General features: G+C 63.6%; 14 protein-coding genes. All 14 read right to left on the bottom strand.

Translation table 11 applies throughout. From position 1 onward, the window contains the following. Window positions 1-124: 124 nt before the first annotated feature. The gene (locus VHD36_06465; protein HVU86944.1) at window positions 125-442 is read right to left on the bottom strand and encodes a hypothetical protein; all 318 of its coding nucleotides are present in this window, start codon (window positions 440-442) and stop codon (window positions 125-127) included. A 7-nt stretch (window positions 443-449) separates the two neighbouring features. Beyond that, window positions 450-2,444, bottom strand: a complete 1,995-nt coding sequence (locus VHD36_06460; protein HVU86943.1) for a PDZ domain-containing protein — start codon at window positions 2,442-2,444, stop codon at window positions 450-452. A gap of 12 nt (window positions 2,445-2,456) precedes the next feature. After that, window positions 2,457-3,431 carry a trypsin-like peptidase domain-containing protein gene (locus tag VHD36_06455; protein HVU86942.1) on the bottom strand — a complete coding sequence of 325 codons (975 nt, stop codon included), beginning with the start codon at window positions 3,429-3,431 and terminating at the stop codon, window positions 2,457-2,459. A 77-nt stretch (window positions 3,432-3,508) separates the two neighbouring features. Then, window positions 3,509-5,359, bottom strand: a complete 1,851-nt coding sequence (locus VHD36_06450; protein ID HVU86941.1) for a trypsin-like peptidase domain-containing protein — start codon at window positions 5,357-5,359, stop codon at window positions 3,509-3,511. Beyond that, window positions 5,356-6,540: an NPCBM/NEW2 domain-containing protein gene (locus VHD36_06445; GenBank protein ID HVU86940.1), complete on the bottom strand. Its 1,185-nt coding sequence runs from the start codon at window positions 6,538-6,540 to the stop codon at window positions 5,356-5,358. The genes VHD36_06450 and VHD36_06445 overlap by 4 nt, the downstream gene beginning before the upstream one ends. A 68-nt stretch (window positions 6,541-6,608) precedes the next feature. Further along, window positions 6,609-7,652, bottom strand: coding sequence for a hypothetical protein (locus VHD36_06440; protein HVU86939.1), 1,044 nt, complete (start codon window positions 7,650-7,652; stop codon window positions 6,609-6,611). After that, window positions 7,649-9,454, bottom strand: a complete 1,806-nt coding sequence (locus VHD36_06435; GenBank protein HVU86938.1) for a hypothetical protein — start codon at window positions 9,452-9,454, stop codon at window positions 7,649-7,651. The genes VHD36_06440 and VHD36_06435 overlap by 4 nt, the downstream gene beginning before the upstream one ends. 83 nt (window positions 9,455-9,537) lie before the next feature. After that, a complete protein-coding gene (locus VHD36_06430) occupies window positions 9,538-11,796 on the bottom strand; it encodes a hypothetical protein (protein ID HVU86937.1) in 2,259 nt (752 codons plus the stop codon). 67 nt (window positions 11,797-11,863) lie between these two features. Further along, window positions 11,864-14,302, bottom strand: coding sequence for a vWA domain-containing protein (locus VHD36_06425; GenBank protein HVU86936.1), 2,439 nt, complete (start codon window positions 14,300-14,302; stop codon window positions 11,864-11,866). Beyond that, window positions 14,299-16,500 (bottom strand): BatA domain-containing protein, encoded by a 2,202-nt coding sequence (locus VHD36_06420; protein ID HVU86935.1) that lies wholly within the window; start codon window positions 16,498-16,500, stop codon window positions 14,299-14,301. Before VHD36_06420 ends, VHD36_06425 begins: the two co-directional genes overlap by 4 nt. Before the next feature lie 50 nt (window positions 16,501-16,550). Continuing rightward, window positions 16,551-17,456, bottom strand: coding sequence for a DUF58 domain-containing protein (locus VHD36_06415; protein HVU86934.1), 906 nt, complete (start codon window positions 17,454-17,456; stop codon window positions 16,551-16,553). Then, entirely contained in the window at window positions 17,422-18,477 is a 1,056-nt protein-coding gene (locus tag VHD36_06410; GenBank protein ID HVU86933.1) for a MoxR family ATPase, read from the bottom strand. The genes VHD36_06415 and VHD36_06410 overlap by 35 nt, the downstream gene beginning before the upstream one ends. Before the next feature lie 42 nt (window positions 18,478-18,519). Further along, window positions 18,520-19,554, bottom strand: a complete 1,035-nt coding sequence (locus tag VHD36_06405) for a prenyltransferase/squalene oxidase repeat-containing protein (protein ID HVU86932.1) — start codon at window positions 19,552-19,554, stop codon at window positions 18,520-18,522. Continuing rightward, window positions 19,551-24,491: a PQQ-binding-like beta-propeller repeat protein gene (locus tag VHD36_06400; protein ID HVU86931.1), complete on the bottom strand. Its 4,941-nt coding sequence runs from the start codon at window positions 24,489-24,491 to the stop codon at window positions 19,551-19,553. Before VHD36_06400 ends, VHD36_06405 begins: the two co-directional genes overlap by 4 nt. Between the last annotated feature and the right edge of the window lie 804 nt (window positions 24,492-25,295).

The following is a 25,295-nucleotide window of genomic DNA, read 5'->3' as shown; positions in this document are numbered from 1 at the left end:
GCGCCTTGTTCTCTGCCATCGCGTGCCACTGGTGGCTCGTCCACCCCGTGGCGAGTCGCTGTTCGACACTGATGCGCAAGCCGGGCAAGCCACCAGTGATACCTCTGGTTTGTTCACTGCCGCGTCATTTACCTCGCGCGACGTACGACTTAACCCGCGGCCGTAAGATCGCGATCGCCACCAGGAACACCGCGGCCAGAATGGCCAGTTTTGGCTGCCGGGCGATCAGGATCACGGCGGCGATCACTCCCAGCGCAATCCAGCGGTTCACCGGGCGAGCTATATCCGGCAAAGCCAACCAGAGCACGCCCAAGATCAAGCCGATGCGCAGGCACGCCGCGCCCAGCTCCGGCCGCGCCAGTTGGCCGGCGGGCGTCAAGACCGCGACGCCACCGACCGCGAGCAGTAGCAAGGCAAGAATGCCGACCGTGGGGCGATGCATTCCCGCCTCAGAACTTGTCCAGCGAATCAATCCACCGCACCAGCTCGGCGAATTCGTTCGCATCCAGATTGCGGGCTGTTTCGCCCTGGTCGACGACCGTCACGGTGTACTTCAGCTTGCGGAATTGCTCGATGCCGGCCGCGATCTGTTCGGCGAAATTGGCCTTCTTCGCCGTCGTGGTGAGAATGGTCAGCCGCATGGTCGGATCATTATCGGGGCTGCGCCCCATGAAGGGAGCGTCGATCGCCGCCACGCCGCGCACCACGTTGCGATGCAATAGCGCCACCATGTAGGCCAGTGATCCGCCCGCCTGCTGGCCGTGAACGACGATGCGTTGCGGGTCGATGTTGTACTGCTCGCGAATCTGGGCAATGGCCTTGGCGATAAATTCGACTTCGGGCGGCATCCAGCGGGCCGGATCAGCCGCGCGCGGCGCCAGCAGGATCAGCTTCTGCGCATCGCACGCCTCGCGCCAGCGGCCCAAAAGGTCTTCGTACTTCGTGCCTCCGGGCGGGTGCAGCCAGACTACGAGGCCGTACGAAGTGTGCGCGTCGTAGCTTTCGGGCACATAGGCCGAGCATTCGTTCTTGTGCTCGGCGAGCTTCACCGCAAAGGAACCGACCTGCGGTCGTCCCTCGCCGGCCTCGGCAGCCGGTCCGTCCGCCTCGCGCGCCGGCGGAAGCGTCGCCGGAATCGTCGTCGGCTCGGCCACCGGCGTCACATCGAGCGACAGCGTCTCGGCCCCGCGCCGCGCGACGATCTTCGCGACCGTGCCGATTTCAAGAGCGGCCGTATGCTCAACCAGCGCCTCGCGCGTCGCCGTGGGATGATCGTCGAGGGAAACGAGCACGTCCCCCGCCTGCAGGCCCGCTTTCGCAGCCGGGCTGTCGGGATAGACATACCGGATCGGCACGCCGCCGGCGGACACCGGCGCGTCGCGCAGCGGCAAAAGACCCAGGAAGGGCCGGCCATAGGGCTCGAGCGTGTCGACCAGCGTGATGTCGCGCTCCACCCGTTCTTCGCCGCGCAATACGACGACCTTCAGCGAATCGCCCGCATAATGGCGATTCATGCGCTCGCGCAGTTGCGCCTGGCGTTCTACGGGGCGACCGTCGATCTCGATGATTTTGTCTCCCGGCTTCAAGCCCGCCTTATAGGCGGGGGAGTTCGGGCGACAGGCGACGATCGTGGCCGGTTTGGTGTAAATGTCGCGGCCGTTCAAGCTCACGCCCAGGATACCCGGCTTCAGATCGTGCCCTTCGCTGAGCCGCGGCAGAACCTTGTAGATATGAGCCAGCGGAACGGCGAACCCGATGCCCGAGTCGTACCATTCCACGCCAGCAACATCTTCGTGGCTCTCGGGCGAGAGGGGGGCGAGCACCCCGAACACCCGGCCGCGAATGTCGACGAGCGGTCCGCCGTAGTTACTGGGAGAAATTTTCGCATCCGTCTGCAGCGCGGTGCCCCAGATGCGGTTCAAACCGCTGACGATCCCGACCGAAAGGTTCGGCTGCGCCGTGTCCAGCGTGCGCCCCAGCGCGATGGCCCATTGGCCCACCCGCATCTCGCCTTCGGGCACCGCCTCGGCAACAGGCAGCTTTTCCTCGACGTCGATTTTCAAGAGCACCAGCATTCGCTGTCGATCGTTCGCCACGAGCTTTGCCGGCGTGCGCGTACCATCGGGCAGAGTCACCAGGATCGAGCTGGGGCGCGCGATGAAGTTAAAGGCGCTCGAAATGATGTGCCCCTCCGGCGAGACCACCAGGCCCGTCGTCGGACCGGTATTGAGCAGCAGATTGCCGATTCGCTCCAGTCCCCCCACGGTTTCGATCCTGACGACCGACGGAGCGACGCGCGCCGCGGCGGCCTGGATGGCTGCCTGCTCCAACTGCGAAAGTTGCTCGTCGGCCCGTAGCGGCGCCGCCCAGCCGATAGCGAGCGCGCAGGCGCTAGCGAGCGTGCGCACGAGGATTGGCATCGACAATAGCGTGTGTCGTCTCATGGCTGGCCCGATTCAGGGCTCGCTCGGGGCGGTTAATTTCACTTCGACCAGCTCTTGATCGCGAATGATCGTCAGCTTGACGGTGTCGATGCGGTCGACGAACGAGAGCTCGTTGCCGAGCGCCTTGCACGACTGCACCAGCCGATCGTTGACGAACAGCACCAGGTCATCCGGGCGCAAGCCCGCGGCGGCGGCGGGCGAGCCCGACCGTACCGCGTCGATAAAGGGGGGCGTGCGCTCCAGAACGTCGGGTACCATGATCAGGCCCAACAGGTCGAGCGTAACCGCCTTTTGCGGTTTTTGATTGGGCTCGTCGGCCGGCTTGCGCACGAATTTACCCGAGCGAATTTCGTCGATCGTTGCGGTCATTTGATCGATCGGAATGGCGTAGTTAAGCCAGGTGTTCGAGAGCGAATTGCGCAGCTCCTTGCCGAGCATGCCCAACAGCCGCCCGTCGTAATCGGTCAAGGCGCCCCCGGCGGCGCCGGGGTTGTTCGCCATCGCATCGACGACGTAAACGGGCCCCTTGTAGGTCGTCTCGAAAACGCCGCGGCGCGCTTCCAGTCGTGGTTTGCCGGCCACGATGCCGTGCAGGACGCTCGCTTGTTCGTCGCCCGTGGCGATGCCGAACAGATTGCTGAAGGCCAGCACGCGCGTGCCCGGCTCGGCCGCGGCGGCGGCCGCCAGCTCGAAATGCGGTAGCCCGGCGGCTTCGATCTTCAGCACGGCCAGTTCCAGACGCGGATCGGCGCCGAGGACCGCAGCCTTGAACCGCCGGCCATCGGAGAGCGTGGCCTGGATCTCGTCGGTGTCGAGCACATAGCTCCACACGGTCAGAATGTGCCCTTCGGCGGAGATGAGGATGCCGCTTTGATAGGCCTCGAGCCCCTGGAAGCCGCCGGCGCCGTAGATTTTGGCGATCTTCGGCTCGATCGTACGAATCGTTTCGATCAGGCCCGCGGCGCGCGGCTCTTCAGCGCGCGCCATCACAATCGCGCAGCAACAGATGGCCAGCAGCCAAAGCGCCGGCAGCAAACGACAGATGGGACGAACCTGGCCCACGCTTAGCGGTCTCCCAGTTTGTTTAACTTGACGGTGAGCAATTTGACGCTGGCGTACGTCTCGTCGCCGTAGCGGCATTCGATCTGCCGCGGGAAGACGCGCCCCTCGATCTCGGCATAGTCGGTGAAGTACAGTTCGCACGGATCGTCGTCCGGCGCGCGGAACATCTCGAGCGCGGCCAGGTTGCCGCTCTTCGGATCGAAAATGAACCGGCATTCGACGCCACCGTACGTTCCGACCAGGCAGTCGCACAGCGCCGGAACGCCGGTCGCGGCGGCTTCCCGGGTGCGCCCCAACAGCATGATCGCGCGGCGATCGACCAGGTCCTGGCTCGTCACCAAGGGGACGGTGCCCAGGTATTGAACATCGCCGAAACGATCGGGCCCAAGCACCAACAGGCGGCGCCATAAATGCAGCGCGGCCAACATGCCGCCACTGCGCGGCGGGTCGGTGATGTTCGCCAGGTCGTTGGCGACGGGCACAGCCAGATGGCCGCCCGGCATGGTGCAAGCCACCAGGTTCTCAGACAGGACGAACTGCGCTTCGCCACCGCCGGCCAGCTCGCCGGTCAGCGTCCATTCGCCCAGTTGCTCGTGGAAATCACCGCGAGCCACGGCCCGGCTCCAGGTCCGCGCGCGTTCGACCTTATTGAAGTAGAAATTGGCAAAACCGCGTCGCGCCTCGAACAACGCCTTGACTTCGTCAGGCATGGGAGGCGTGCGCGCGTGGCCCCGCTGCGGCCGCCGCGGTTGATCATCCGGCCCATCGTCGGGCGGTTGCTCGCCGGGCTTGGGAATCGGCCGACCTTTTGGTTGGTCGGGTGTCGGCTTTTCCGGTGAAGGCACGCGCCCCTGCACCTTCGAGATCAATTCCTCGGGGCTGTGCAAACCTTCCAGGCGGACCGCCACATCGTAGGTCTTTCCCTCGCGACGATACGTCAGCGGCACGCGCCAGTCCTTGGGGAAGATGCCCAGTACGTTCTTGAACGCGTTGACGGTGCGAATCGCGCGGCCGCCGAAACGGGCGACCTCGTCTCCGTAACGTAGGCCACGGCGAAAGGCGTCGGAGTCTTCCAAAATATCGGCGACCGCCACGGTGCCATCGGGCCGCGTCGAGACGCGGGCGCCGAGCGTGGCGTGATCGACGATGCGCCCGGCCTTCAGATGGCCGAGAAAGTTCTTGATCTGGTTGATCGAGATCGCGTAACCGACGCCGACGTTCACGCGGCCGCGCTTCTCGAAGCTGCCGCGGCCGTTGATGCCGATCAGTTGTCCACGGCTGTCGAACAAGGGACCGCCCGAGTTGCCAGGATTGATCGACGCGTCGGTCTGCAGGCAGTCGGTGTATTCCAATAGCGTGCCCGCCGGATATTGATAACGATGCACGCCGGAGATGATGCCGTAGCTGACCGACGGGGTGAAGTCATTGGCCAACAGGAAGGGATTGCCGATCGCAAAGGCCCAATCGCCGACTTGAACCTGGTCGCTATCGCCCAACTCGGCGTGGGGGAAATCATCGCGGCCGAGCAGCTTGACGAGCGCCACGTCCCCCACGGGATCGATGCCGACGATCACGGCGTCGTACAGGCGGCCGTCGGCCATGCCGCATTTCATGGCGTCGCCCGACCCCTTGGTGACATGGAAATTCGACAGCGCGTAGCCGTCGTGCGAGATAACAACACCCGAACCGCCCCCTTGGCCGTCAGCGGCGAAAATGGCCACGGCGGCCGTTTGTGCCTTGGCGACCACGGCCACCCGCTCGGCCTCGGCGCGCAGCACGCCCTCATCGACATCGGCGCGCGCGAGCGCAGGGAAAGTCATCAGCAGCAGAGTTACAGCGCACGCAAATCTCATTTCAAAATCCTAGCTTCGCAGAAATCGAGCGCGTCCCCCACGTCGGTCATTTCGCCGAAATCGACCAGAAGCTTCAAGCGGTTTACCCCGGTGATGTCGACGTCCAGCGAACGTGGCTCGTCCTTGCCCGTAATAGTGTCCTCGAAGAGCGTGCGATCGTCGCCAAGTATTGTCAGACGCACGTTACCGCCGGGCCGCAACCGATCGTCGATGCCCACAAGTGCCTGAAACGAGCGGAACTTGTCAGGCAAGCGATAGACCAGTTCGGTGCGGCTGTGCGCGGCGATACCCTTGGTGAATTCTTTGCCGCCCAGTTGCAGGGGGCCGCCATCCATCGACCGATCGAAGTGCGGCTGGAAAAAGGCGCGTGTGGCGGGCGAGGAATTGGGATCGCCGAAGTAGGGGGTCCAAACGGCCGACTCAGGTTTGAGCTCGCCCAGGTATTGCAGGTTGCCCTGGGCGAAATCGATGCGAGCAAGCCGATCCAGCGCGAAGGCGACTTCCAGGCCAGCCGCCGTCCGCACTTGCAGCTGGTCCCCTTCGACTTTCAGCCGCGCGACGTGGAATTGCGAGCCGGCAGCGTCGCTGACGACGCCGCGCGACGGCGCCAGTTGCGCGTCGCCCGCCTCGTGATAGAGCAGTCCCTCGACCTTGGCCCGCTTGACCTTTAAGGCCTCGCCGTCGAGCTCGAAATTCACGGCCTCATGCGTTACGTCGTGGATTACGCCCGTAAAAAAGTCGAGAGCGTCGTTCTTGCGCGTCACGAGCAAATCGCCGCTGCGCTCGGCGGCCGCGATTTCATCCCATTGAGCCGCGGCGGGACCTGTCGGCTCGCGAAGCCGCACGCTTTCGATCAGCCGCGTCGGCACCAGCAACTCCGTGCCGCCTGCTTGAATGACGTGAGCCTCGGCGCCGCTGACGGTGAACGAAGTGCCGACGATCAGCGATTCGTCGACCAATTTGATCCGTATCGCGGGGACGGGGAGTGCGGAAGTGGGCGCCGCGACAGTGATCGACTGCACGTTCTTGAGGGCCAGCGATTGTTCGCCCGCGTCGGTCGTAACGGTCAATGACTCGTCCATGAGCGCGGTGATGCGCCCCTCGATCGAGCCGCCGGCCAGCGTCTGCACTTGGACGCCGGGCGATGCCATCAACAACACTGTTACGATCAAAAAATCCACGCGCGAATATTCCTTCGACTTTTTGGCGGACTATCGGTCCGGTCGATGTTTCACGTCAGGGCCCAATGCTACTTACCAGACGGTTCCTTTTCGGTGGCCAGCTTCTTGAAGTATTGCTCGATAACATCTCGATAATGCGAGGGAAAATCCTTGCCGATCTGCTGTAGGGCCTCTTCACGTTCCTTGGCCGGCAGGTCGCCCCACCCGGCCGTGTTGCCGAGCTTCTTGCGATCGACTTCGCCAGGTCCCTTGGCCGCGGCGATGCGGCTGTCGGGCATGGGCTGGGACGGGGGAGCGGTGCCGCCGCCGGCGTTCTTTTGCTGTTGTTGCTGCTGCTGTTTTTCCATCTCTTCGATGAGTTTGTCGAGCGAGGCGATGACGCCGTCTTCTTCTTTGCGCACTTTTTCGCCCGCTCGGCCCAAATCCAGCCGCCGACGAATGTCGTCCATGCGCCGCGCGATGTGATCGAGCGAATCATCTTCGAGCCCCTTGAGGTCTTCGCGCATCAACCCAGCCACGGTCACATAGCGCGAGGGCCCTTCGACAACCTGACTCAAAAGCCGGTCGATCGTACGCAGCCCATCAGTTTTGTTCAGCAGACGATGATGCGCCACGCTCTGATAGAACAAGAGTGCGGCGGGATCGACGACGTCCGTTGGTTCGAGTCCGGCCAGTTGCTCGAGCGATTCGTCGTAGAGTCGTTGCTGCGACAACCAGCGCCCGTAATACAAGCGGAGATTGTTGCGCACCCAGGCGGGCGTGTCGTCGGCCGTGAGCCAATCCTGGGCGGCCAGGGCCCGCGCTTCGCGCTGATGAGCGCAGAGTTCCAAAAGCGCCTTGGCCCGCGGTTCAACCAGGGCGATCGTGGCCACGAGCCGATCGAGCGCCGTCGCGGCGCTCGTGTCGCCGGCCCAAATCGCCGCGGCCGCCGTGTTGACCTCCGGCGCCGCCTGGCGCTCGGTCAGGTAGGCCAGCGCGCGCTTCTGCACCTCGTCGTTGGTCGCGGCCTTGATCACGGGAATCTGGCCAAGCGCGTCGGGGTGCGAGTCGGCGCGTGCAGCACCGCGCGCAACCACAAGCAGCAGCAGTGTCAATATTGCACGTCGCTTCATTTGTTCTTCCCTGTAACGATGTCGCGCGTGACGCGGAACACGCTTTCTTCGCGCTCGGCGAGGCGCTCGAGTTGTTCGAGCAACTCGGGCTTGTCGGCCTGGCCAACCTCGCCTTCGACCAACCGCGACAGCCGCTTGGTGCGCAGGTTGATGCGCATTTGCAGCGAACGGATCATTTTCAACTCGGCCAGGCCGTCGATCAGCGGCGGCTCCTGCGGCTCACCCTCCTGCGCCTGTTGCTGCTTCTGCTTTTCCATGTCCTGCTGGGCCTTTTGCAGCGATTCGATCGTCTCCTCCAGCGCCGCGATCACGTCTTCCTCGATGCCCTGGGTGAGGTCGCCGACGTCTCCCTTGGCGAGTCGCCCGACGATCAGCTCCATGTCTTCGCGCATCTGCTCGACTGCCTCGGGGAAGGCCACGGCCGAACCGTCCTCACGCAAGATGGCCAGGGCGCCTTCGGCTTCGAGCACGATTTGCGATTCCTTACGGCTCAAGCGACCGGCCTCGATTTCGTCGTCGCGATCGCGTTCCGCTGGCGGCGTCTGGTCGACGCGCTTGGTTCCTTCGTAAACCTCGACCTGGGCCTGCAGCATTTTACGGAAGCGCCCTTCGAGCATGGCCAGCATCCGTTCCAGTTCTTCTTCGCGGAGCTGACGGAGGATCTCTTCCAGCTCGGCCTTGGCTTGCTCCAGCTCGCGAATCGCGGCTTCTTGCTCTTCGGTGGCCCCTTCACGCTGGGCTTTTTCCAGCTTTTGTCGGGCCGCTTCCATTTTTTCCTGGGCTGCCTGGACACGTTTGCGGGCCGAGGCGGACGAGTCCTGCTTCTGCGACTCCTGATCCTGCTGCTGCCCGTCTTGCGACTCGCCTTGTTGCCCGGGCTGACCTTCGTTGGGTTTCTGCTGTCCCTGTTTCTTGTCGCTCTTTTTGTCGCCTTTGCTTTGTTGACCTTGGCCCGACTCCGCGGGCGTTTTGTCGTCTTGCGGCGATTTTTCGTTCTCGTCGTCGGTCTTTTCGCCGTCGGACTCGGCGTCCTGCTTCTTGCCCTTCTCGTCACCGGGCTTTTGATTGTCGTCAGACGGCTTCTTCGCGCCCGATTTGCCGGATTGATCGGAGCCCCTATCGCCCGAGGATTTGTCTCCTGGATTCTTGTCGTCGGACTTGTCGCCGCCCTGGCCTTGTTTTCCGTCGGCTGCATCTTGTTTTTCGTTGTCTCCCTGTTGCGCGTCGTCTTTGCCCTTTTCGCCGTTGCCGTTCTTGGATTCTTTCTCACCGGCCGGTTTCATTTCCTCGGCCAGTTTGCGCGCGTCTTCCGCGACTTTCCCCTGTCCCTGGGCCAGCTCGCGCATTTCGCCGCCGCCGGCGGTTTGACCTTGCAGTTGCCGCTCTTTGTTGATCAGCTCGCCGACTTTGCGGATTTGCTCTTTCAGCCGGGCACGCTCGTCTTTCAGACTCTTGTCGCGTTCCTCGGTCAGCAGCAAATCCAAGAGCTCGGCCAGGTCCTTGTTGACGTCGTTCTGGCTGTTGAGCGCGACCGAGAGTCGATCCTGGCCCAGCAATTCCGCCAATTTGTCGAGCTGCATGCCGATGAGTTGGTGCTTGCTCTCGGCCACGGCTTTGCGCAGAAGTGCCGCCCGCTTCGGGTCGGTGGGAGCCGTCAGCTCGGCCATGCGCAAGAGCACTTCTTCGAAGCGCTTGTATTTCTCGGCAAGTTGCTGTTGTTCGCGGGCGAGCTCCGCGGCCGAGCCGGGGGCCGGTTGCTGCTGTTGCTCGTCGTGCGGGGTGGGCTCGTCGGCACGCGCCATAACGCTCCATCCAACCACCGCGACAAGCATTGCCGCCAGGCAGGGCAGGGGGCTACCCGTTCGTCGCGCGCTTGAGCTACAGCTCATTCCGAATCCTCCAGCAGGTCGCGCACCTTGCGCTTTTGACGCTCGCGCACCTGTTCTTGCAACGCCTTTTCCGAGCCGATGATCGAACGCAGCATGTCGACCGCTTCGTTAAAACTCTCCAGCTCCAGCATTTGATCGCGGATTTGTTCCATCGCCACCAGGATCGCGTCGGCCTGTTCGATCGCCGCGGTTCTGGCCGTCGCGTCGCCTGGCGCCGTCAACAAGGCCTGCAACCGGCGGTCGCACTCGGGGAACATCTGCTCGCCGATCCCGCGCAATGGCTCGGCGATCCTATTTCTTAAGCGTACCCGCAATTCTTCGGTGTCTACGCGGTTATTAACCAATTCTTCAAGGATCTCGTCAAATCCAGTTGCCACGCCCAGCGTTTCCTGCCCGTTTTTCTCGCAATTTTGCTTGGCTCGCTCGACGCGCAAATCGAGTTTCGGATGCCGCTGAGCCGCGTGCTCGGCGCTTGGCGGTTGGTCCGTGGCCGCCTGGTCGGCAGGCGATTCGGCATCGCTTTTGTCTTCATCCGCTGGCTGCCCGCCGGACTCCGGCGGTTGGGCCAGCGAGTCGCGCGTTTCGCTCATTTCCGAGATGATCGTCTCGAACCGCTGCCGCAGGTTGAGCTCGCGCGATTCGAGCATGGTGCGCAACGTCTCGGGCGTGACCACGTCGAGCTGAAAGCGTTCGCTCGTGGCCGTGTGTGGCTGGTCGCCGTCGGCCAGGTGATAGGCATCCTGCGCCTCGGCGCCGAAGAGGACCTTTTGCCCGGCCTTCAGGCCAAGATCACGAACCTCGAACGCCTCGTCGACTTCGATCTCGCTACGGCCCGCGGGCGCGTCGGCCAGCGGCGCCCGTACGGTCTCCTTGTCATCTACGGTGAGCTGGAACGCTGCTGACGCCACTCCGTAATCGTCGACCATCTGGCCCACCAAGGGGAGCCTGGCCAGCGGCGTGATCGCCGAGCCGATCCCTTGCAATTGCAACGACAATTGCGGCGGCTCGTCCGCGACGGCCGACAGCGACACGACAAACGGTCGCCGATTGTGAATGCCATCGGTATCGAACAGCGTGAAGTTCAGCGTCGTGTCGGCCGCCAGATCGGGCAGTTGGAATTGAATCGTCCGCAGGTCATTTCCTTGCTGCGGCAGATCGATCGACTCGGTGTGATTCGTCGATGCGTCGATCGGGTAGCTGATCTCGGCGCGGCGCAGGTCCTTGCTCGCCCGGGCCCGTACGGTCACCTTCGTCCCCAGCGGCACCTGCATCGCGCCAGTCACGCGCAGCTCGCGGGGGCTGCGGTTCATGTAGCCGGGGTATTCGCAGACCAGCGTGGCTTCAGCGATCGTCGGGCTGTCGACGACGTGGATCGCCAGGTCGCGCACGCGCGCGTCACCGCCGGCCACTTCGAAAGTCAACGAAGAGAGCACGTTGTTAAACGTGTGACGAAAATCCTGGAACGCGTCCTGATTGGCCACGGCGTTCCCGGTGCGGGTCATGGTCTCGCGACCGCGCACTCCCTCGTCCGTCACATAACGAATCTGCACGACCTCCGGCACCGAAGGCATCGACAAATCGGCCTGCACCAGCACGTCGACGTCGTCGCCGCGAGCCACGACCTTCACGCCATCCTCAAAACCGGGCACCACGAGCCGCACGCGCCGTGGCCAGGGATCATTGGTCATGCCGGTCAATCGTTCGACGCCGAACAGCAGTGTGCCAGGCACGGTCAGCAGGGCGACGACAAGCGTAGCGGCGGATAATCCCGCGCTGCCGATGGCCCGCCGCAATGGCTCGCGCCGGAAGACGTCGTCGAGTTTCACGTGCTGTGCCTGCCGGCCGGCCTCGCCGAGCGTGCTGTCGAGCATCTCGCGCGCGAGGTCGCCCAACTCCCGATCCGATTGCGTCATGTCGACCGAGGTCAGCAGGCTGTCGTCGAACGAGCGGAAGCGCCGTTCGAGTAGTAGCGCCAATCGCGAATCGGGTAGCGGCACGGCCAGCCGCCGCACGACCAGTTGATAGAACACCGCGCCCGTCGCGACGGCGCCCGCAATCAGCAGCCCACGGCGAACCCAGGCGACGGGCTCGAACACCCAGTCCAAGGCCAGGCACGACCAGAACGCCAAGCACAGCGCGACGACGCACAATCCCACCCCTTCCAGGGCGACGTAGCGGCGGATTCTCGCACGCAGCCGCTCAAAAAGTGCGGTGACGTGCGATTCCAGTTGTGGTCGTTCCGTGATCGTGGCCATCGACTTGAAAGATCTCGATCGCGAGCGGAGTTTTCAGGATGAGGTTTCTGAGTCTCTGCAATTTGCGTTATGCCAACTTCACCAGCCGGCGAATGAACCATTCCGTGCAGAACAAACCGCACACGATTCCCAGCACCCAGCCGTTGTCCCACAGGCGGGCCGGCGTATCCAAAACGATCGTCACGCGGCTCTGGTCGCGCAGTTGTTTGACGAGCGCGCCCGGTTCCGCGACACTTCCCAGCGCCGCATCGATCCCCATGTAATAGCTGCCGCCGGTCTTTGTCGCGATTTCGGTAAGTAGTGCATCGTTGCGCTGTGGCTTCTCTCGTTCCAGGTCGGGTACCTTGACCTGAATCCGCCGCGACAGTCGCTCGTCGGCCACCTCGGGCACGGGTAGCTCGAGACGGTAGACCCCTTCTTTGCGCACGGTGAACTGGCCCGCGAAGTTGCCTGGCCGGCTCGGATCGGCCACGAGCGTCACGTTCTGCTCGGTAGTATCCGGCAGATAGACCTGCAGCGTGACCTGCGGCGCCACGAGCGGTTCCAGCTGCGCGCCGTTGAGCTGCGCGCGGACGGCCACGGTATTGCCCAACAGGTAACGATCGCGCTCGACCAGCAAGACCCCGTGATTCGACCCGCGGAGCAAGCGTCCCTGCGAGACGAAACGAATCAGCTTGGTGTAGAAACGCTCGAATTGCGCTTCGCTCTGGGCCCGCAGGCGCCACATCTCGCCGCTGCCCAAATAGAAGACGCGTCCTGCGCCAAAGAACTGGCTGGCCAGGTAAACCGGCTGCTGGTCCCCCTCGCGGGCGCGCGGGTCGGAAAAGCGCGCAAAAACGGTCGCCGCCGGCTTCGGCCCTTTGACCCCGAAATAGCCGTACACGCCCTTGAATTCGCTCCAGGCCTGGGCACTCGTCGGGCCCGACTCCTCGATCCACAAGAAATCGGCGTCGCTGCCATCGCGGGTGAACTCCAGCGGCCACGGCTCTTTCGAACCGTAGCGCCCGTCGTCCAAGAGCGACAACCGGCGATTGAACTCGACCGGATAGAGCGAACGAATCTTGGCCAGACGATTATCCTGCGCCAGCGCGTCGCTATAGATCGGGCCGGCGATGGCGATCAAGCCTCCCGCCTGCTCGCTGATCCAGCGCTCGACGGCTTCGATCTGTGCCGTGGACAATACGCGCCAATCGGGGTCGAACGCCACGATGCAGTCGTACTCGAACAGCTCCTCGCGCGTGCTTGGAAATGCGTCGAGGATTTCGTTGGCGTCTTGCGACATTCCCTCTTCGCCGGTCTGCAGCAGCACGTCGACGATCATGTCCTTGTCGCGGCGCAGCTGGTTGCGCAGAAACTGATATTCGCGCGTTGGCCCGCCGGCGAACAGCAGCACTTTGGTCTTGCGATCCACGATTTCGATATCGACTTCTTGCAGATCGTCGCCGGCGTAGCTGTCCTGGCGCGGCGGGACAACGCGCAGCGAGAGCGTCTTGCGCCCGACGGCATCGGGCACCATTTCAAAAGCGACCGGCACCACTTCGCCGTCTCCGCCCAAGACGACTTGTCGCGTGGCGACCACGGTGCCGGCCTTGGCACCTGCGTCGCGTGCGCCGGGGGCGGCGTCGCTTGCGAGCAGTTCGACCGTCACGGTTTGCCCGGCCAGCCCTTGCGCTTGCAGGTAGCCGGTGGCCGTGTATTTATCACCGGGATAAGCGCGGGCAGGAGCGACGAAATCGCTAACACGGACGTTCACGTTCTGCCGGTTCGAGCCGACCCCGATCGGGTAAATGGGGAAGCCCGCTTCGCGGGCACTCGCGAGCACGGCGGCCGGTTCGACGCCGGCGTTCTGCTGTCCATCGGTGAATACGATGATGCCCGCGACCGGCTCACTGCGTTCCTCGTTCAGGACCTGGGCCAGGGCCTCGCCCAAGCGCGTTTCCGCTCCGTGCGGTGCGAACAGCTCGTCCCACTTCAAGTGTTCCAGCGCGTCGTCGTCAGTCGCCGCGCCCGTGGCTGCGGCGTCGGCAGTAACTTTGTTCAACGTCGCGACCCGCGCGCAGTCTTGATCAAAACGGACGAGCACCACGTCGTGGGTGCGCCGCAGGTCACGCAAAAAGGAGGAGCCGGCCAACGCCGCTTGAATTTGCTGGGCACGGCTGGGCTCGGCCGGAATGGGGGAAGCGTCAGCGTCGTGCAGCCCCATGCTCAGACTGGTATCGACCATGACGACAGCGCGCGAGTTCGTCACCATCTCGCGTTCGTTGCGCCATTGCGGCTGCAAGTAAACCAGAGCCAGCACGCCGAGCGCCGTCAGCCGTAGCGCGGTGAGCAAAACGGCGACCGGCCGCTGTAGATCCACGCTGTCGCGCCGGTACATGTAAACCGTAAACGCGACAAGGCCGATCATCGCTGCCACGGGCAGCAGCCAATCGACGCCGCTGTCGATGCGCCCCCACTCAAACGTCGTGCGCAAATTTCCGGCAGCCAGCAGAAGGAAGCTCGTCATGAGCGCACCTCCTTCCGGGCCAGGGGATGGTAGCTCGCCGAGTAGGCCAACAACTGCTCGCCGATGAGAATACCGATCAAGAGGTATAGAATCCAATCGCTCAGATTCGAGCCGGCCAACTGTTGTGCCGTGACCTGCACGTCGCTCGCCGCACGATACTCGTAGTGGACGTCCGGCAAGCGCGCCGCGAGTTGATCGCGATGCATAAGGGCCAGGTCGCCTTCGTCGGCCTCGACGTTCACGGCATACTGACGCAGCTCGGGCTGCCCTTCGGCGGTCGACAGCTGCGCCTCATAGATGCCGCTTACGGTGGTCGGAGAAAGCGAGGCCGATAAGCCTTGGGCCGTGTTCACGGCATCGACCGTGACTGGTACGACATCGCCCCCTGGCGGCTGGAAGCGAACTTGCGGCTGATAGCGCGACGCGTCGAGATCGACCGTGATGGGGGCACCCACCAGGCGTGTTTCCCGCGGCGCGCTCCCCTGCGCCAGGTGCGATTGCAACTCGAGCAGCGCCACCACGAAGCTCGGGTTGCGCCCCCAGTTGTTCCAAACCGGCGCTGCTGTCGTTAGCATCGCCACGCATCGCCCCTTGCCGAACTCGTGTTCGACGGCCAGCGGATCGTGGTTGCGCAGCCGGGCGATTACCTCTGTGCCCGAGTCGGGCGCCGGCGACCAACCTTTTGGGGCCAGAAAATATCGCTCGACGGTGACGCCGGCCAGATAACTGTTTCGTTCGCCCGAAAAGATGCTCAGGGCGCCGTCGGCGGCCGGCTCGATATCGGCGGCTTTCTCCAGCCGATCGACCAGCAGTTGCGCATCGCGCAACAAAGGCAGCGGAAATACCCCCTCGCCGTCGCGATACAAGCGATCGTTGTAAAACTTTGCTTGCGTGCGCGGGCCGACGAAGAACATCAGCCCTCCGCCCGCCTCGACATACTTTTCCAAGGCCGTCACGGCCGGCGGATCAAGACGGTCGACGTCGGTGACGTAGATCGCTTGAAACTTCCCGAGCGCGTGCTTGTTCAGGAAATCAGGGCGTTCGACCTGTGGCTGAAGGCCGGTGTGCGCCGACCCGCCCGGTTGAAACACGGTGGTGAGGAAATGGGCGTTGCGATTGTCGGGATCGCCGTCGATGATCAGCACCGGCACCGCCAAGGGCAAATCGACTAAACAGTAGCGCGCGTTGTCGGCCGAGACCGCGTCGCTGGCCAGTTGCGCCTCGACCTGATGGGTTCCGGCGGTGGTAAAGAACACTTCGAAGCGTCGTGTTTCGCTCTGGCCTGCGCCGACCTGGTCGATCGTGATCGCCGGACGTTCGCGGCCATCCTCGGCCAAGAGCACAGCCAGGTTCTCGACCGGCGCGCTGCTGTAATTGTGTACGGTGACTTCCATCGCCACCGGCACGCCCGCCGCGCGAGTGCCCGCGAGCGGCGCGACATCCGTGATGGCCAGGTTCGGTCGCGCGGCGTCGACACAATTGATCAGGTAGGTTTGCGCCGCCACCTGGCTGATGCGGGCCAGGCTGTCCGCCACGGGGCCTGGATCTTGCCAGTCGCGGGCACGAAAATCCGACACGATGTGTACGACGACGTCGTCACCAGTCAACTCGGGCAGCAGCTCTTCCACGCGCTCGAGCGCCGGACCGGCGCCCACCGCCTCTTGCGAGGGTTCCATGCGCCGCAAGCGGGAATCGAGCTCCTGGTCGAAGCTTGTGTTGACGCGCTCTTGGAGCAGATCGAAGCGCTGGCCACTGTCGCGCTTGGCCTGGCTGTAACGTAGCAGCGTAAAGGTCTGCGGCGTCGACTGCCGCGAAGCTTGAACGGCCAATCGCCCGATCAACCGCCGCCCTTCTTCGAAGGCGTTGGTGTTTCCCCAACGATCCGACATCGAGAAGCTGTCGTCCAACAACACGATATGATGCGTTTTGACGGCGCCAAACAGGCGGCCCCATTGGTTCTGCAAGAGCGGCTGCGCCAGCGCCAGCACGATGCCGGCGACAATGGCCAAGCGCAGGACCAAGAGCAGCATTTCCTTCAGCCGGATCCACGTGCTGTTCTTCCGCTGGCTGGCCAGCAGGAACTCCATGGCCGCCCAACGGACTCGGCGGTGCCGCACCAGATTGATCAAGTGGATCAATATTGGCACGGCCAGGATCGCCAAACCCCACAGAAGCCCTGGATGAACGAACGAGGCCATAACGCTTTAACCGATCACGCAGTTGGAACTATTTCGAGGAATTCGATCTTTCAGTTGCGGTGGTGCATGCCCAGGCGATTGTTCAAGTAGGTGGTGAGGGCGACGTCCAAGGGCTGGCTGGTGCGCACCAGCGCGTAGTCGACGACGTGCTGCGCGCAGCCGCGCCGTACTTCGTCGAGATACGTCTGCAAGGCTTGCAAATATCCTTCGCGCAGTGCCCGGGGATTGCAGGTCAAGCGATCGGCGGTTTCGAGCCCGTCGAAGCGCATCGGCCCGTTGAACTCGAAATCCAGCTCGTCGTCGTCCATGACGTGAAAGACCAGGACGTCATGTCCGCGCTGCTTGAGCAGTCGCAGCCCCTTGAACAGTCCGCTGCGGTCGACCAGCAGGTCCGAGATCAAAACGACCATGCCGCGGCGCGGATCCTGCTCGGCCATGTGCCGCAGGACGCGGAACAGATCGGTTTTTTCCTCGGGCTCGCTGACCTCCAGGGCTTGAATGATGGATTGCAGATGCGTGCGCTTGCTGCGCGGCGGCACCGTGACGCGCGCCGCGGCGTCGAACGACACGCAGCCCACCGAATCCTGCTGGCGCAACAGCAAATACGCCAGGCTGGCCGCGATGGTGCAGCCATAGGCGTACTTGTTCAGCGGCTGCGAGCCGTACCGCATACTGGCCGATACATCGACCAGCAGCGTGCAGCGCAGGTTCGTCTCTTCCTCGAACTGCTTGACGTAGTAGCGGTCTTGCTTGGCCCACACTTTCCAGTCGATGTGCCGCGGATCGTCGCCGCGCGTATATTCGCGGTGCTGCACGAACTCGATCGACTGACCGAAGTAGGGGCTGCGGTGGATGCCGGAGAGAAAGCCTTCGACGACGTGCCGCGCGCGCACTTCCAGGTGCGCGATACGGGCGATCGCCTCAGGATGCAAAAATCTTTTGGAAGCGGACGTCATTGGTCAGTTCGTCTTCCTTCGTTGGTGTCACTTCGAGCAGTTGTTGGATGACGTGGTCCGTGGTGACCCCTTCGCTTTCGGCCGCGAAGTTCACGATCAACCGGTGCCGCAACACCGGTTTGGCCAGGGCCTGGATGTCGTCGGTCGTGACGTGCGTGCGGCCGTGCAGCAGGGCCCGCGCCTTGGCCCCCAGCACCAGGAATTGCACGGCCCGCGGCCCCGCGCCCCAGTTCAACTGGTCCTGCACGAAGTCGGGCGCACCCAGCTCGCGGACGCGCGTCTGTCGGACCAGCGACAGGGCGTAGCGCACCACGTGGTCCGAAACCGGAACCTCGCGCACCAACCGCTGCAGGGCCATGATCTCTTCGGCCGTCAGCACCGGCACCACGTGGTCGGTTACGGTGCTCGTAGTGCGGCGGGCAATCTCGAATTCTTCCTGGAACGACGGGTACTTCACGTACACCTTGAACATGAAGCGATCCTGCTGCGCCTCGGGCAGAGGATACGTTCCTTCCTGTTCGATCGGGTTCTGCGTGGCCAGCACGAAAAACGGATCAGGCAGCCGGTGCCGCACCCGCCCGGCCGTGATCTGTCGTTCTTGCATCGCTTCCAAAAGCGCAGCTTGCGTCTTCGGCGGCGTGCGATTGATTTCGTCGGCCAGAATCACGTTGCCGAACAGCGGACCTTGTAGGAAACGGAATTCGCGGGCCCCCGTGGAGCGGTTCTCTTCCAGGATTTCGGTGCCCGTGATGTCGGCCGGCATCAAGTCGGGCGTGAACTGAATGCGGCTGAAGGACAGGTTGAGCGTGCGGCTGAGCGTGCTGATCATCAACGTCTTGGCGAGCCCCGGCACCCCCTCCAGCAGGCAGTGGCCGCGACTGAAAAGCGAGATCAACAGCTCCTCGATCACCTCATGCTGACCGACGATCACTTCGGAAAGCTGCTGCAGAATCTTCTCGCGCGCCTGTCCCAATTGCCGGATGGCGGACGCGTCGCTCATGGATGTCCTGTCGGCGGTCATGCACGATTCCTCAAGGTGCTGCGGTGTCTAAGTGCGGCGCTTCTAGCGTTGATAAATAGGCAGCATGGCGTCTTCCAGCTGCAGGATCGTCAAGTTGATGGCCGTGGTGTAGATCGTGCCGATGTAGCCCTGGTTCCAGGAGCCGTTGGGGCTCGCTTCCGAAACGATGCGGCCGAAAATCTTGTCACGATACTCGGACCAGATCTTGCCCCCTTCGCGGTATTTCACTTGGGCGTAGTAGTAATGAGCGTAATGCCAATGGCCAAAACCCTCGTTGCCGATGTTCGCCAGGTTCCGATTGGCGTACTCCAACAGCTTGGGCACGTACTCGCTGTCGTAATCTCCGGCATTGAACAAACAGGCGATGGCCGCCGCCGTAATGGCCGGCCGGCCGCCACCGCCCTTCGAACTGTACTGCACGCCTCCATCCGGCAGGGTGCATTGCCGGATGTATTTAATGGCCTTGTCGATAATCTCTTTTGGCACGGGTATGCCGGCATTGCGGCAGCCGCGCAATCCCTGCACTTGCGTGATCGTGGTCGACCCTTCGTCGAAATCGTGCCCGTCCTTGGCGCTCACGTAGCCCCAACCGCCGGCCTGTGTCTGGGCTTCACCCGTGAATTGCACGGCTTTGGTGAGGACCTCGATCAATGTTTCGCGGCGGTCCAGATCCTCTTCCTCCCCCAGCACCTGCGAGAGGAAGAGCATCGAGTAGCCGTGCCCGTAGGTATAGCGGTCGTCGCGCTGCTCGCCGATCAGCCCGTTGGGGCGCGCCCGACTAACCAGGTAATCGACGGCGCGGCGAATGTTGGGGGCGTATTTGCCTTGCGTGGTGGTCGACCCCTCGGCCAAGAGAGCCATGCCCGCCAGGGCCGTCATGGCCGTCGAGTAGCGACCATCGTTGGCCGACCAGTGGCCCAACCGCGATTGGGAATTCGCGATCCAATCCAGGCCGCGATGAATGGCGGCGCGCACCTTGGGATCGTTGATTGGTTCGGCCGCGGCGCGCGGAGGTAAGGACGCGTCACCGAGCACAACGCCCACCAGGGCACAAAGCAGCAATCGTAACGACTTCATTTTGGTGCCTCCCCCATGGGCGCCGCCGGCTTCGGCACCTGCGGTTGAGGCCCCGGCGATTGTGGTCGAGGAGCCAGGATCTGCAGCCAATTCTGGAACCCGCGCATGACGGCCTTGCCGGCGCGCGCGGTGTCGGACTCCTTCGCGTCATCGTTGCTGGCGGGAGCCGCGGCTTCATCAGCCAGAGGCTTTCCGGTGAACTTCAACCGCAGCGAGACACCATGGGCGCGGACCAGTACTTCGTGAAGTTCTGGATCGCCCGAGATATCTATTCCCTGCTGAACCGGCTGCGCCAGCTTTTCCTCGTGGACGATTTTGGCCGTACGCTTGTCGACGAACAGCAATTCCGCCTCGACGTTTTGTGAGCGGTTTTTCCGCTGGTCATAGACGTGCGTGGCGAAGGTCAGCACGGGCAGCGACGCGGGTTGGCTAAGGAGCAAACCCTGACGATCGACCTCCAGCGAGCCGATCTTCTTGCCCGACGAGCGGTCGAAGAAATGCACGTGCCCCGTGATCAAAGGATTGCCGATGCTGCTGGTGACGGGCTGGCGATTGATGTTGTTGCGGACCTGAATGGGCCGGTTCGTGGCCAGGATGTACTGGTCGGGGCTGCGGAGCACGTAAATCTCGCTCAAGTTCAGTTCGGCATCGAGTTTTTCGTCGACGAGCGCCTGGCCATCGGCCAGGTTCAAGAGTGTGAACTTGCCGTCGGGCGTCATCACGCCCACCGCCTCGTCGTGAACGACCCAGGCTTTGGCGTTGGCATGGAACTGGCGCTGCCAGATGGACTTTTCCGCCCACGCGTCCTTGACTTCCAGCGTGACGTGGCCACGCTCGAGGACCCAGCTCACCACACGCCGCCCCATGGTCAGCATGCGCTGCGGCGAAGCGGCGACTTTGCGTCGTCCCAACTCGCAGCCGTCCAGAGCACGCACGACCAGGGCGTCTTCGCTGTTGGGCGCCACGATGAACAGCATTTCGTCGTCGCCGAAGATGTCGCTGCCCGGTTCGGTGTCGCTGCGCGTCCATTGCGATTCACCGGTCAGCGGATGTACCGCAATCACCGAACGCATACGCTGGTAGCAGGCCAACTCCGGCGTGATCGGGCCGATGCTCCCCAGCGGGCGCCCCAATTGATCGGCTACCACCAGGCGCGGGACCGCCCACGGAACTTGAATGACGTGCGGCTGCGGCTGAAAGGGGACCGCCGGAGCGCGATCGATCAAGTCGTGCCGCCACAAGACGCGGGCGCCGTCCGTCCCGGGACCGCCCAAGGTGTCGATCGCCAAAACCTGGTAACCCATCGATACGAGCACGACGTGGCCGCTAACCCGGGCCGGGTTCATCTGGCCGTTGCCGAAGAACGTGTGGTTGTTGTTATTGTTCGAGGTCGTATCACGAAGCGGCACGCGCCAACGTTCACGGCCGACCCCATCGAACCCGACCAACGATTGCTGCTGCTGATCCACGCAGAGGGTCGAATTGTCATAAAAAGGAGCGAGCGGGCCGCTTAAATCCAACGCGAAGTGACGCGTTACCACGCCCACCGGGCTCTTGCCTTCCTCGCGCTCGACGACCCCGACGGGCCAGGGGTTCGTCATCGCCAGCAGCCTGTTCACATCGGATTTCTCCGGCAGCGCTTCGACGATCTGCCGTCCCGATTTGCCGTCCAGGCACTCCTCGTCGGCGAAGCGATCGGCCAATCGCCGGTAGTAGATCGCCGCATCGTCGTAGCGCTTGGCCGACTGCAACAGGGCCGCGTACTGCGCCGTGGCGCGGGCCGCCCGGCGCGGGTCGCCCGAGGCCTCCAGCCGCCGCAGCAGTTGCTCGGCTTCGGCGAAGGATCCTTCTTCCTCCAGTCGCGCCACCAAAGCTTCGCGGGCGACGTCTCCGATAGGTAGCGTTCCGTAATAGGTCAGGAACGTGCGCAGCGGGATCGGGCCGGCGGCTTGCACGGCCGTCGCCAGTCGCTCCTCGATCGTTTTCTCCATCGCGGCGCGATCGGCGGGCGAGGCGGCCTCGAGCAATTCCTTCAGCCGCGCCTGCACCCAGCGATCGCGACGGACCGACAGCACGTGGTCCACTCGTTCCAGATCGTTGGCATTTGCTCCCAAACTGGCGATGTTCATGTAGGCGTCAAACGCTGCCGGCACGTTGCCTGCCTTTTGCCAGCCGACGGCCACCAACCGCAGAAACTCGCCCCGCTGCGCCGACTGATCGATGAGTTTTTCGATGTCAGCCAACTGGTCACGGTAGGCGGGGAAGTCGGCCCGCAAACCCTCGAGCAGCGCATCGACCAGCAGGTCGCGGGTGCGGGCGTCCGGCGCGATATCGAACGACGTCCGCAGGTCTTCGGTGGCTTTGCGGAAGTTCCCTTCGTCCAAGAGCAATTCGCCGCGCCGCGCTAGCGCCGCGGCATCCTTGGGATCGGCTTCGATCGCGGCGCCGATCTGCTGCCAAAGATCGTCGCGCTGGTCGAATCGCTCGATCACGTCGACGCTTTGCGAGATCACCGCCCCCCGATGGCAAATCAAATTGCCGGGGACGGTGCCGGTCCGCGACTTCGAGCGGGCCACGATCTGCCCGGTCGTGACGTCGATGGCCGCTACCTCGGCGGTGCTGAGCGGCAGGTGATAGCGCTTACCGTTAAAAAAGCCGCGGCCCGTCGGAATGCTGCCCACCGGCAGCGGCAACGAGGCTTCGTTCCAGCACGACGAACCGTCGCGCAGAGCCAATGCTCGGAGCGAATTCCGGCCGATCACGAGAACCTTGTCTTCATGAACGCAGCCGACGTAAAGCCCGTCGTCGCGCGGCTTTTGCCACAGCAGCTTGCCATCAAGCAGGTTCAGGCAGTGGAGCTGATTCGATTCCGGCGGCGTGAGCAGCACGTGTCCGGCGGCAATCGTGACGCTGGCGTCGGTCCAGCGCTGTCCGTTGCCGACGTTGTTGGCGGCCAGCGCCGGATTGCGGATCATGCCCAAGCGCACTGCTTCCGGCGCGTTGCCGTCATTGCGCGCGTATTGGTAACCCCACAAGAGCGAGCGCGTGGTGAGGTCGAGCGCTACGACGGCTCCGGCGGCCGTCGGACAGACCAGGACACCGTCGGAATACGACGGGCACAAACCGGCCGAGCGGCGCACCTGCTCGGCGCCCAGAATGGTTTCCAGCACGGCCAGTTGCTGCGTCCACTCGACCTTGCCGGTCGCCGCATCGAGCGCCACGAGGCGAATTTCACCCTTGAGCTCCGAGAGTGCGTAGACCTTGTCGGCCAGCGGAAGCGGTGGTCCTAGAAAGAACGCGCCGGCCAGCTCCGACTGTGGCTCGCCGAGCGGGCCGCCCGCTTCCCATTTCAATTTTCCCTCGGTGGCAATGTCGTAGGCCGCCAGGCGATTGAACGATCGCGCACCGACGGTTTGCGTTACGCGGCGGCCGTTGGGGTTCACAACCTGCCATTGGTCGGTCACGCCCAGGCCGGAGTCGAGGTCCTCAATGCAAAAGACGCGCAGACCGTCGCTGCTCATCGTGCCGTACGTCGTGTCCTCATACAGCCGATGGCTGAGCCAGCGCGGACCATTCGCCAGCGCCGGATTCGGCACCTGCCGCGCGGCGCCGACGCGCATCGGCTGATTGATCGAGTGCGAAGGGGCGCCCGGATCGAGCAAGTGGCGTATCGATTCGTCGACCGGGCCCGGCCAGACGCGTTTTCCCGTCGTGAAATTGACCGCCAACAATCCGCCGACCGTGCGCATGAGTACCAGGTCCTTCACGGCCAGCGGGTGCAAGCTGCACAAGAGCAGGCTCCCCTGATCCTGCGACGTTTCGCGCAGTTGCCGGACCATCTCCTCGACCGGTGGGCCGAACGTGTCGGAAGTCGGAATCGCCCAGCGGCGGCTCAGCAACGGGCTGCTGCCGCTGGAAATCGTGTTGCGGCTGGCGCTACCTCGGTACATCGGCCATTGGTCGCTGCCGTCGACCGGCGTCGTGGATTCGACGTGGGCCACCTGTGCCAACCAGCTCAAGGCTTCGTCATCGCGATGGAACAGCGGCACTTCCTTGCCGGCGAGAATCACTCGCTGCGCCCGATCCTGCTGGAGGAGCTGGGAGAGCGTTTCGCGCGCGTTGTCGCTCATGCCAGCCTGCAACCAGCAAGCCGCCAGCTTGACGGACAACGCCGGCTCGAACTTCGCACCGGCCGGCGTGCCTTGCAATCTTTTCAACGACAGCGCCGCGGCCAGCGGCTGACCGTGATCGATCTGCTGAGCGGCGAGCAGGTAGGTCGCTTCGTAGCCGGCACTCGTGTGGAAAAAGCGGCGCGACACTTCGGTTAGCGCCGAGGTGTCGCCGCTGGCAACCGCACCGTCGAGACTCCGGCGTGCCATCTCGCCAAACAGCAATTCGTACGCTTCGCGCCCCTCGGCCGGTAGTTCGCCGATCAAGCGCTGCGCCTCGGCCTTCAGGCTGCGGTGGATCGGCTCGTCGCGCTTCGGCTGAAAGAAGAAGTCTTCCGGCGCTTCGAGGATGTCGCCCAGCAGTCGCACGGCTTCGCCGAATCGCTTTTCCTTCAGCAGCTCCTCGGCTTTGGACAGTCGTTGCAAGGTGGCGCGATCGGCGGGAAAAAAGATCGGGTCGTCGTCTACTGCGTCAGGCCGGCCGATGGCGATGCGACCGCGGATCAGCGGCACGGCGCCGCCGCGCATCTGAAGCTGGCCCGGCAGCGGACGGACCTTGGGAGGTTCGGCCTGCGGCGGAGTCTTGGCAGGGGCCGGCTCCCGCTTGGCTTTGTCCGCCTGAGCAGGCTTCTCTGCGGGCTTCTCGGTACCGAAAGGGTCCGCAGCCGCCGGTTCCTCGGCCAGCAAATACCCGCCGCCGTCCAGTAGCGCTACGAAGAGGGCCAGGACGCAAAGAGCTCGCCAGCCCCTGTATCCACCATGATCCATGCGCCTTCCCTTTCCTGCCGATCAAGGCCCGTTCTTGCTGGTCAAGCTGTGTCGTGGTCGACGAACGCGTTCGCCGAACCACGCCGATGTGTGCCTAGCTGGGCGTGCTCAATGTTCCGCCAACTACCGCTCCCCGACTCCGTAAGGGTTAGATAGGTTTCACGGCACTCGAGTTCTCGCTCCGCGCGGAGAAAAACCGAGCGCGGCGCCGGGTCCAGAAGCCCTGCAGGTAAGCTGGCGCCGCTACCGGCACGTCGTAAGACAAGCCTTAGCAATATCTTACATGAAGAGCACTGGTCCAGCAAGTTTCTCGACCCCCGGCCAGCGCGCTCCGAAGCGCTTACGACCGGTGCGACCGACATGTTCGGCCCGTTTCCTTCGAGCGACGTCGCGTACGCCTACGCGGCGGGCATGAACCAGACACCTGCGCTCCACAACCGTATCGCCGCAGGAGGATCGCTCCTGCCTACGCGGCCGCCAGCCAAGCTTGCCGACCGGCGCGTGTGGGTGAGGAGGGGGACAGGAGAGCGAATTTGCCTTTCTCAACCCCACCCGCGCTCGGCACAAATCATCACCACTCGCGCGGACGGTCGTGCGTGTTGTGCGCCTTTTGCGGCGCGTGCGTGCGCTGGTTCACGCCGATTTTGCACGCTGAAATGGCTTATTTCCCGGGAAATTTGCCACTTTCTTGAAAAAAACCCGGGTTTTTTGGGTTGCTTTTTTGTTTTAGTCTATTTTTAATCAGTCACGACCGCCGCCGCGGCGGTCAAAAGCCCATTACCTACCCATTTGCAAGGAGGTTCA

The organism is Pirellulales bacterium (genome assembly GCA_035546535.1).
Taxonomy (GTDB): domain Bacteria; phylum Planctomycetota; class Planctomycetia; order Pirellulales; family JACPPG01; genus JACPPG01.
Note: the sequence above shows the minus strand (reverse complement) of the source record. Positions and strands in the feature narration are given on the sequence as shown.

Bases quoted from the DNA above. Each gene is read 5' to 3' on its own strand.
- VHD36_06425 (HVU86936.1), bottom strand. From the start codon at position 14,302: ATGACGAGCTTCCTTCTGCTGGCTGCCGGAAATTTGCGCACGACGTTT.
- VHD36_06400 (HVU86931.1), bottom strand. From the start codon at position 24,491: ATGGATCATGGTGGATACAGGGGCTGGCGAGCTCTTTGCGTCCTGGCC.
- VHD36_06410 (HVU86933.1), bottom strand. From the start codon at position 18,477: ATGACCGCCGACAGGACATCCATGAGCGACGCGTCCGCCATCCGGCAA.
- VHD36_06450 (HVU86941.1), bottom strand. From the start codon at position 5,359: ATGAGATTTGCGTGCGCTGTAACTCTGCTGCTGATGACTTTCCCTGCG.
- VHD36_06420 (HVU86935.1), bottom strand. From the start codon at position 16,500: ATGGCCTCGTTCGTTCATCCAGGGCTTCTGTGGGGTTTGGCGATCCTG.
- VHD36_06405 (HVU86932.1), bottom strand. From the start codon at position 19,554: ATGAAGTCGTTACGATTGCTGCTTTGTGCCCTGGTGGGCGTTGTGCTC.
- VHD36_06440 (HVU86939.1), bottom strand. From the start codon at position 7,652: ATGAAGCGACGTGCAATATTGACACTGCTGCTGCTTGTGGTTGCGCGC.
- VHD36_06435 (HVU86938.1), bottom strand. From the start codon at position 9,454: ATGGCGCGTGCCGACGAGCCCACCCCGCACGACGAGCAACAGCAGCAA.
- VHD36_06415 (HVU86934.1), bottom strand. From the start codon at position 17,456: ATGACGTCCGCTTCCAAAAGATTTTTGCATCCTGAGGCGATCGCCCGT.
- VHD36_06430 (HVU86937.1), bottom strand. From the start codon at position 11,796: ATGGCCACGATCACGGAACGACCACAACTGGAATCGCACGTCACCGCA.
- VHD36_06455 (HVU86942.1), bottom strand. From the start codon at position 3,431: ATGGCGCGCGCTGAAGAGCCGCGCGCCGCGGGCCTGATCGAAACGATT.
- VHD36_06460 (HVU86943.1), bottom strand. From the start codon at position 2,444: ATGAGACGACACACGCTATTGTCGATGCCAATCCTCGTGCGCACGCTC.
- VHD36_06465 (HVU86944.1), bottom strand. From the start codon at position 442: ATGCATCGCCCCACGGTCGGCATTCTTGCCTTGCTACTGCTCGCGGTC.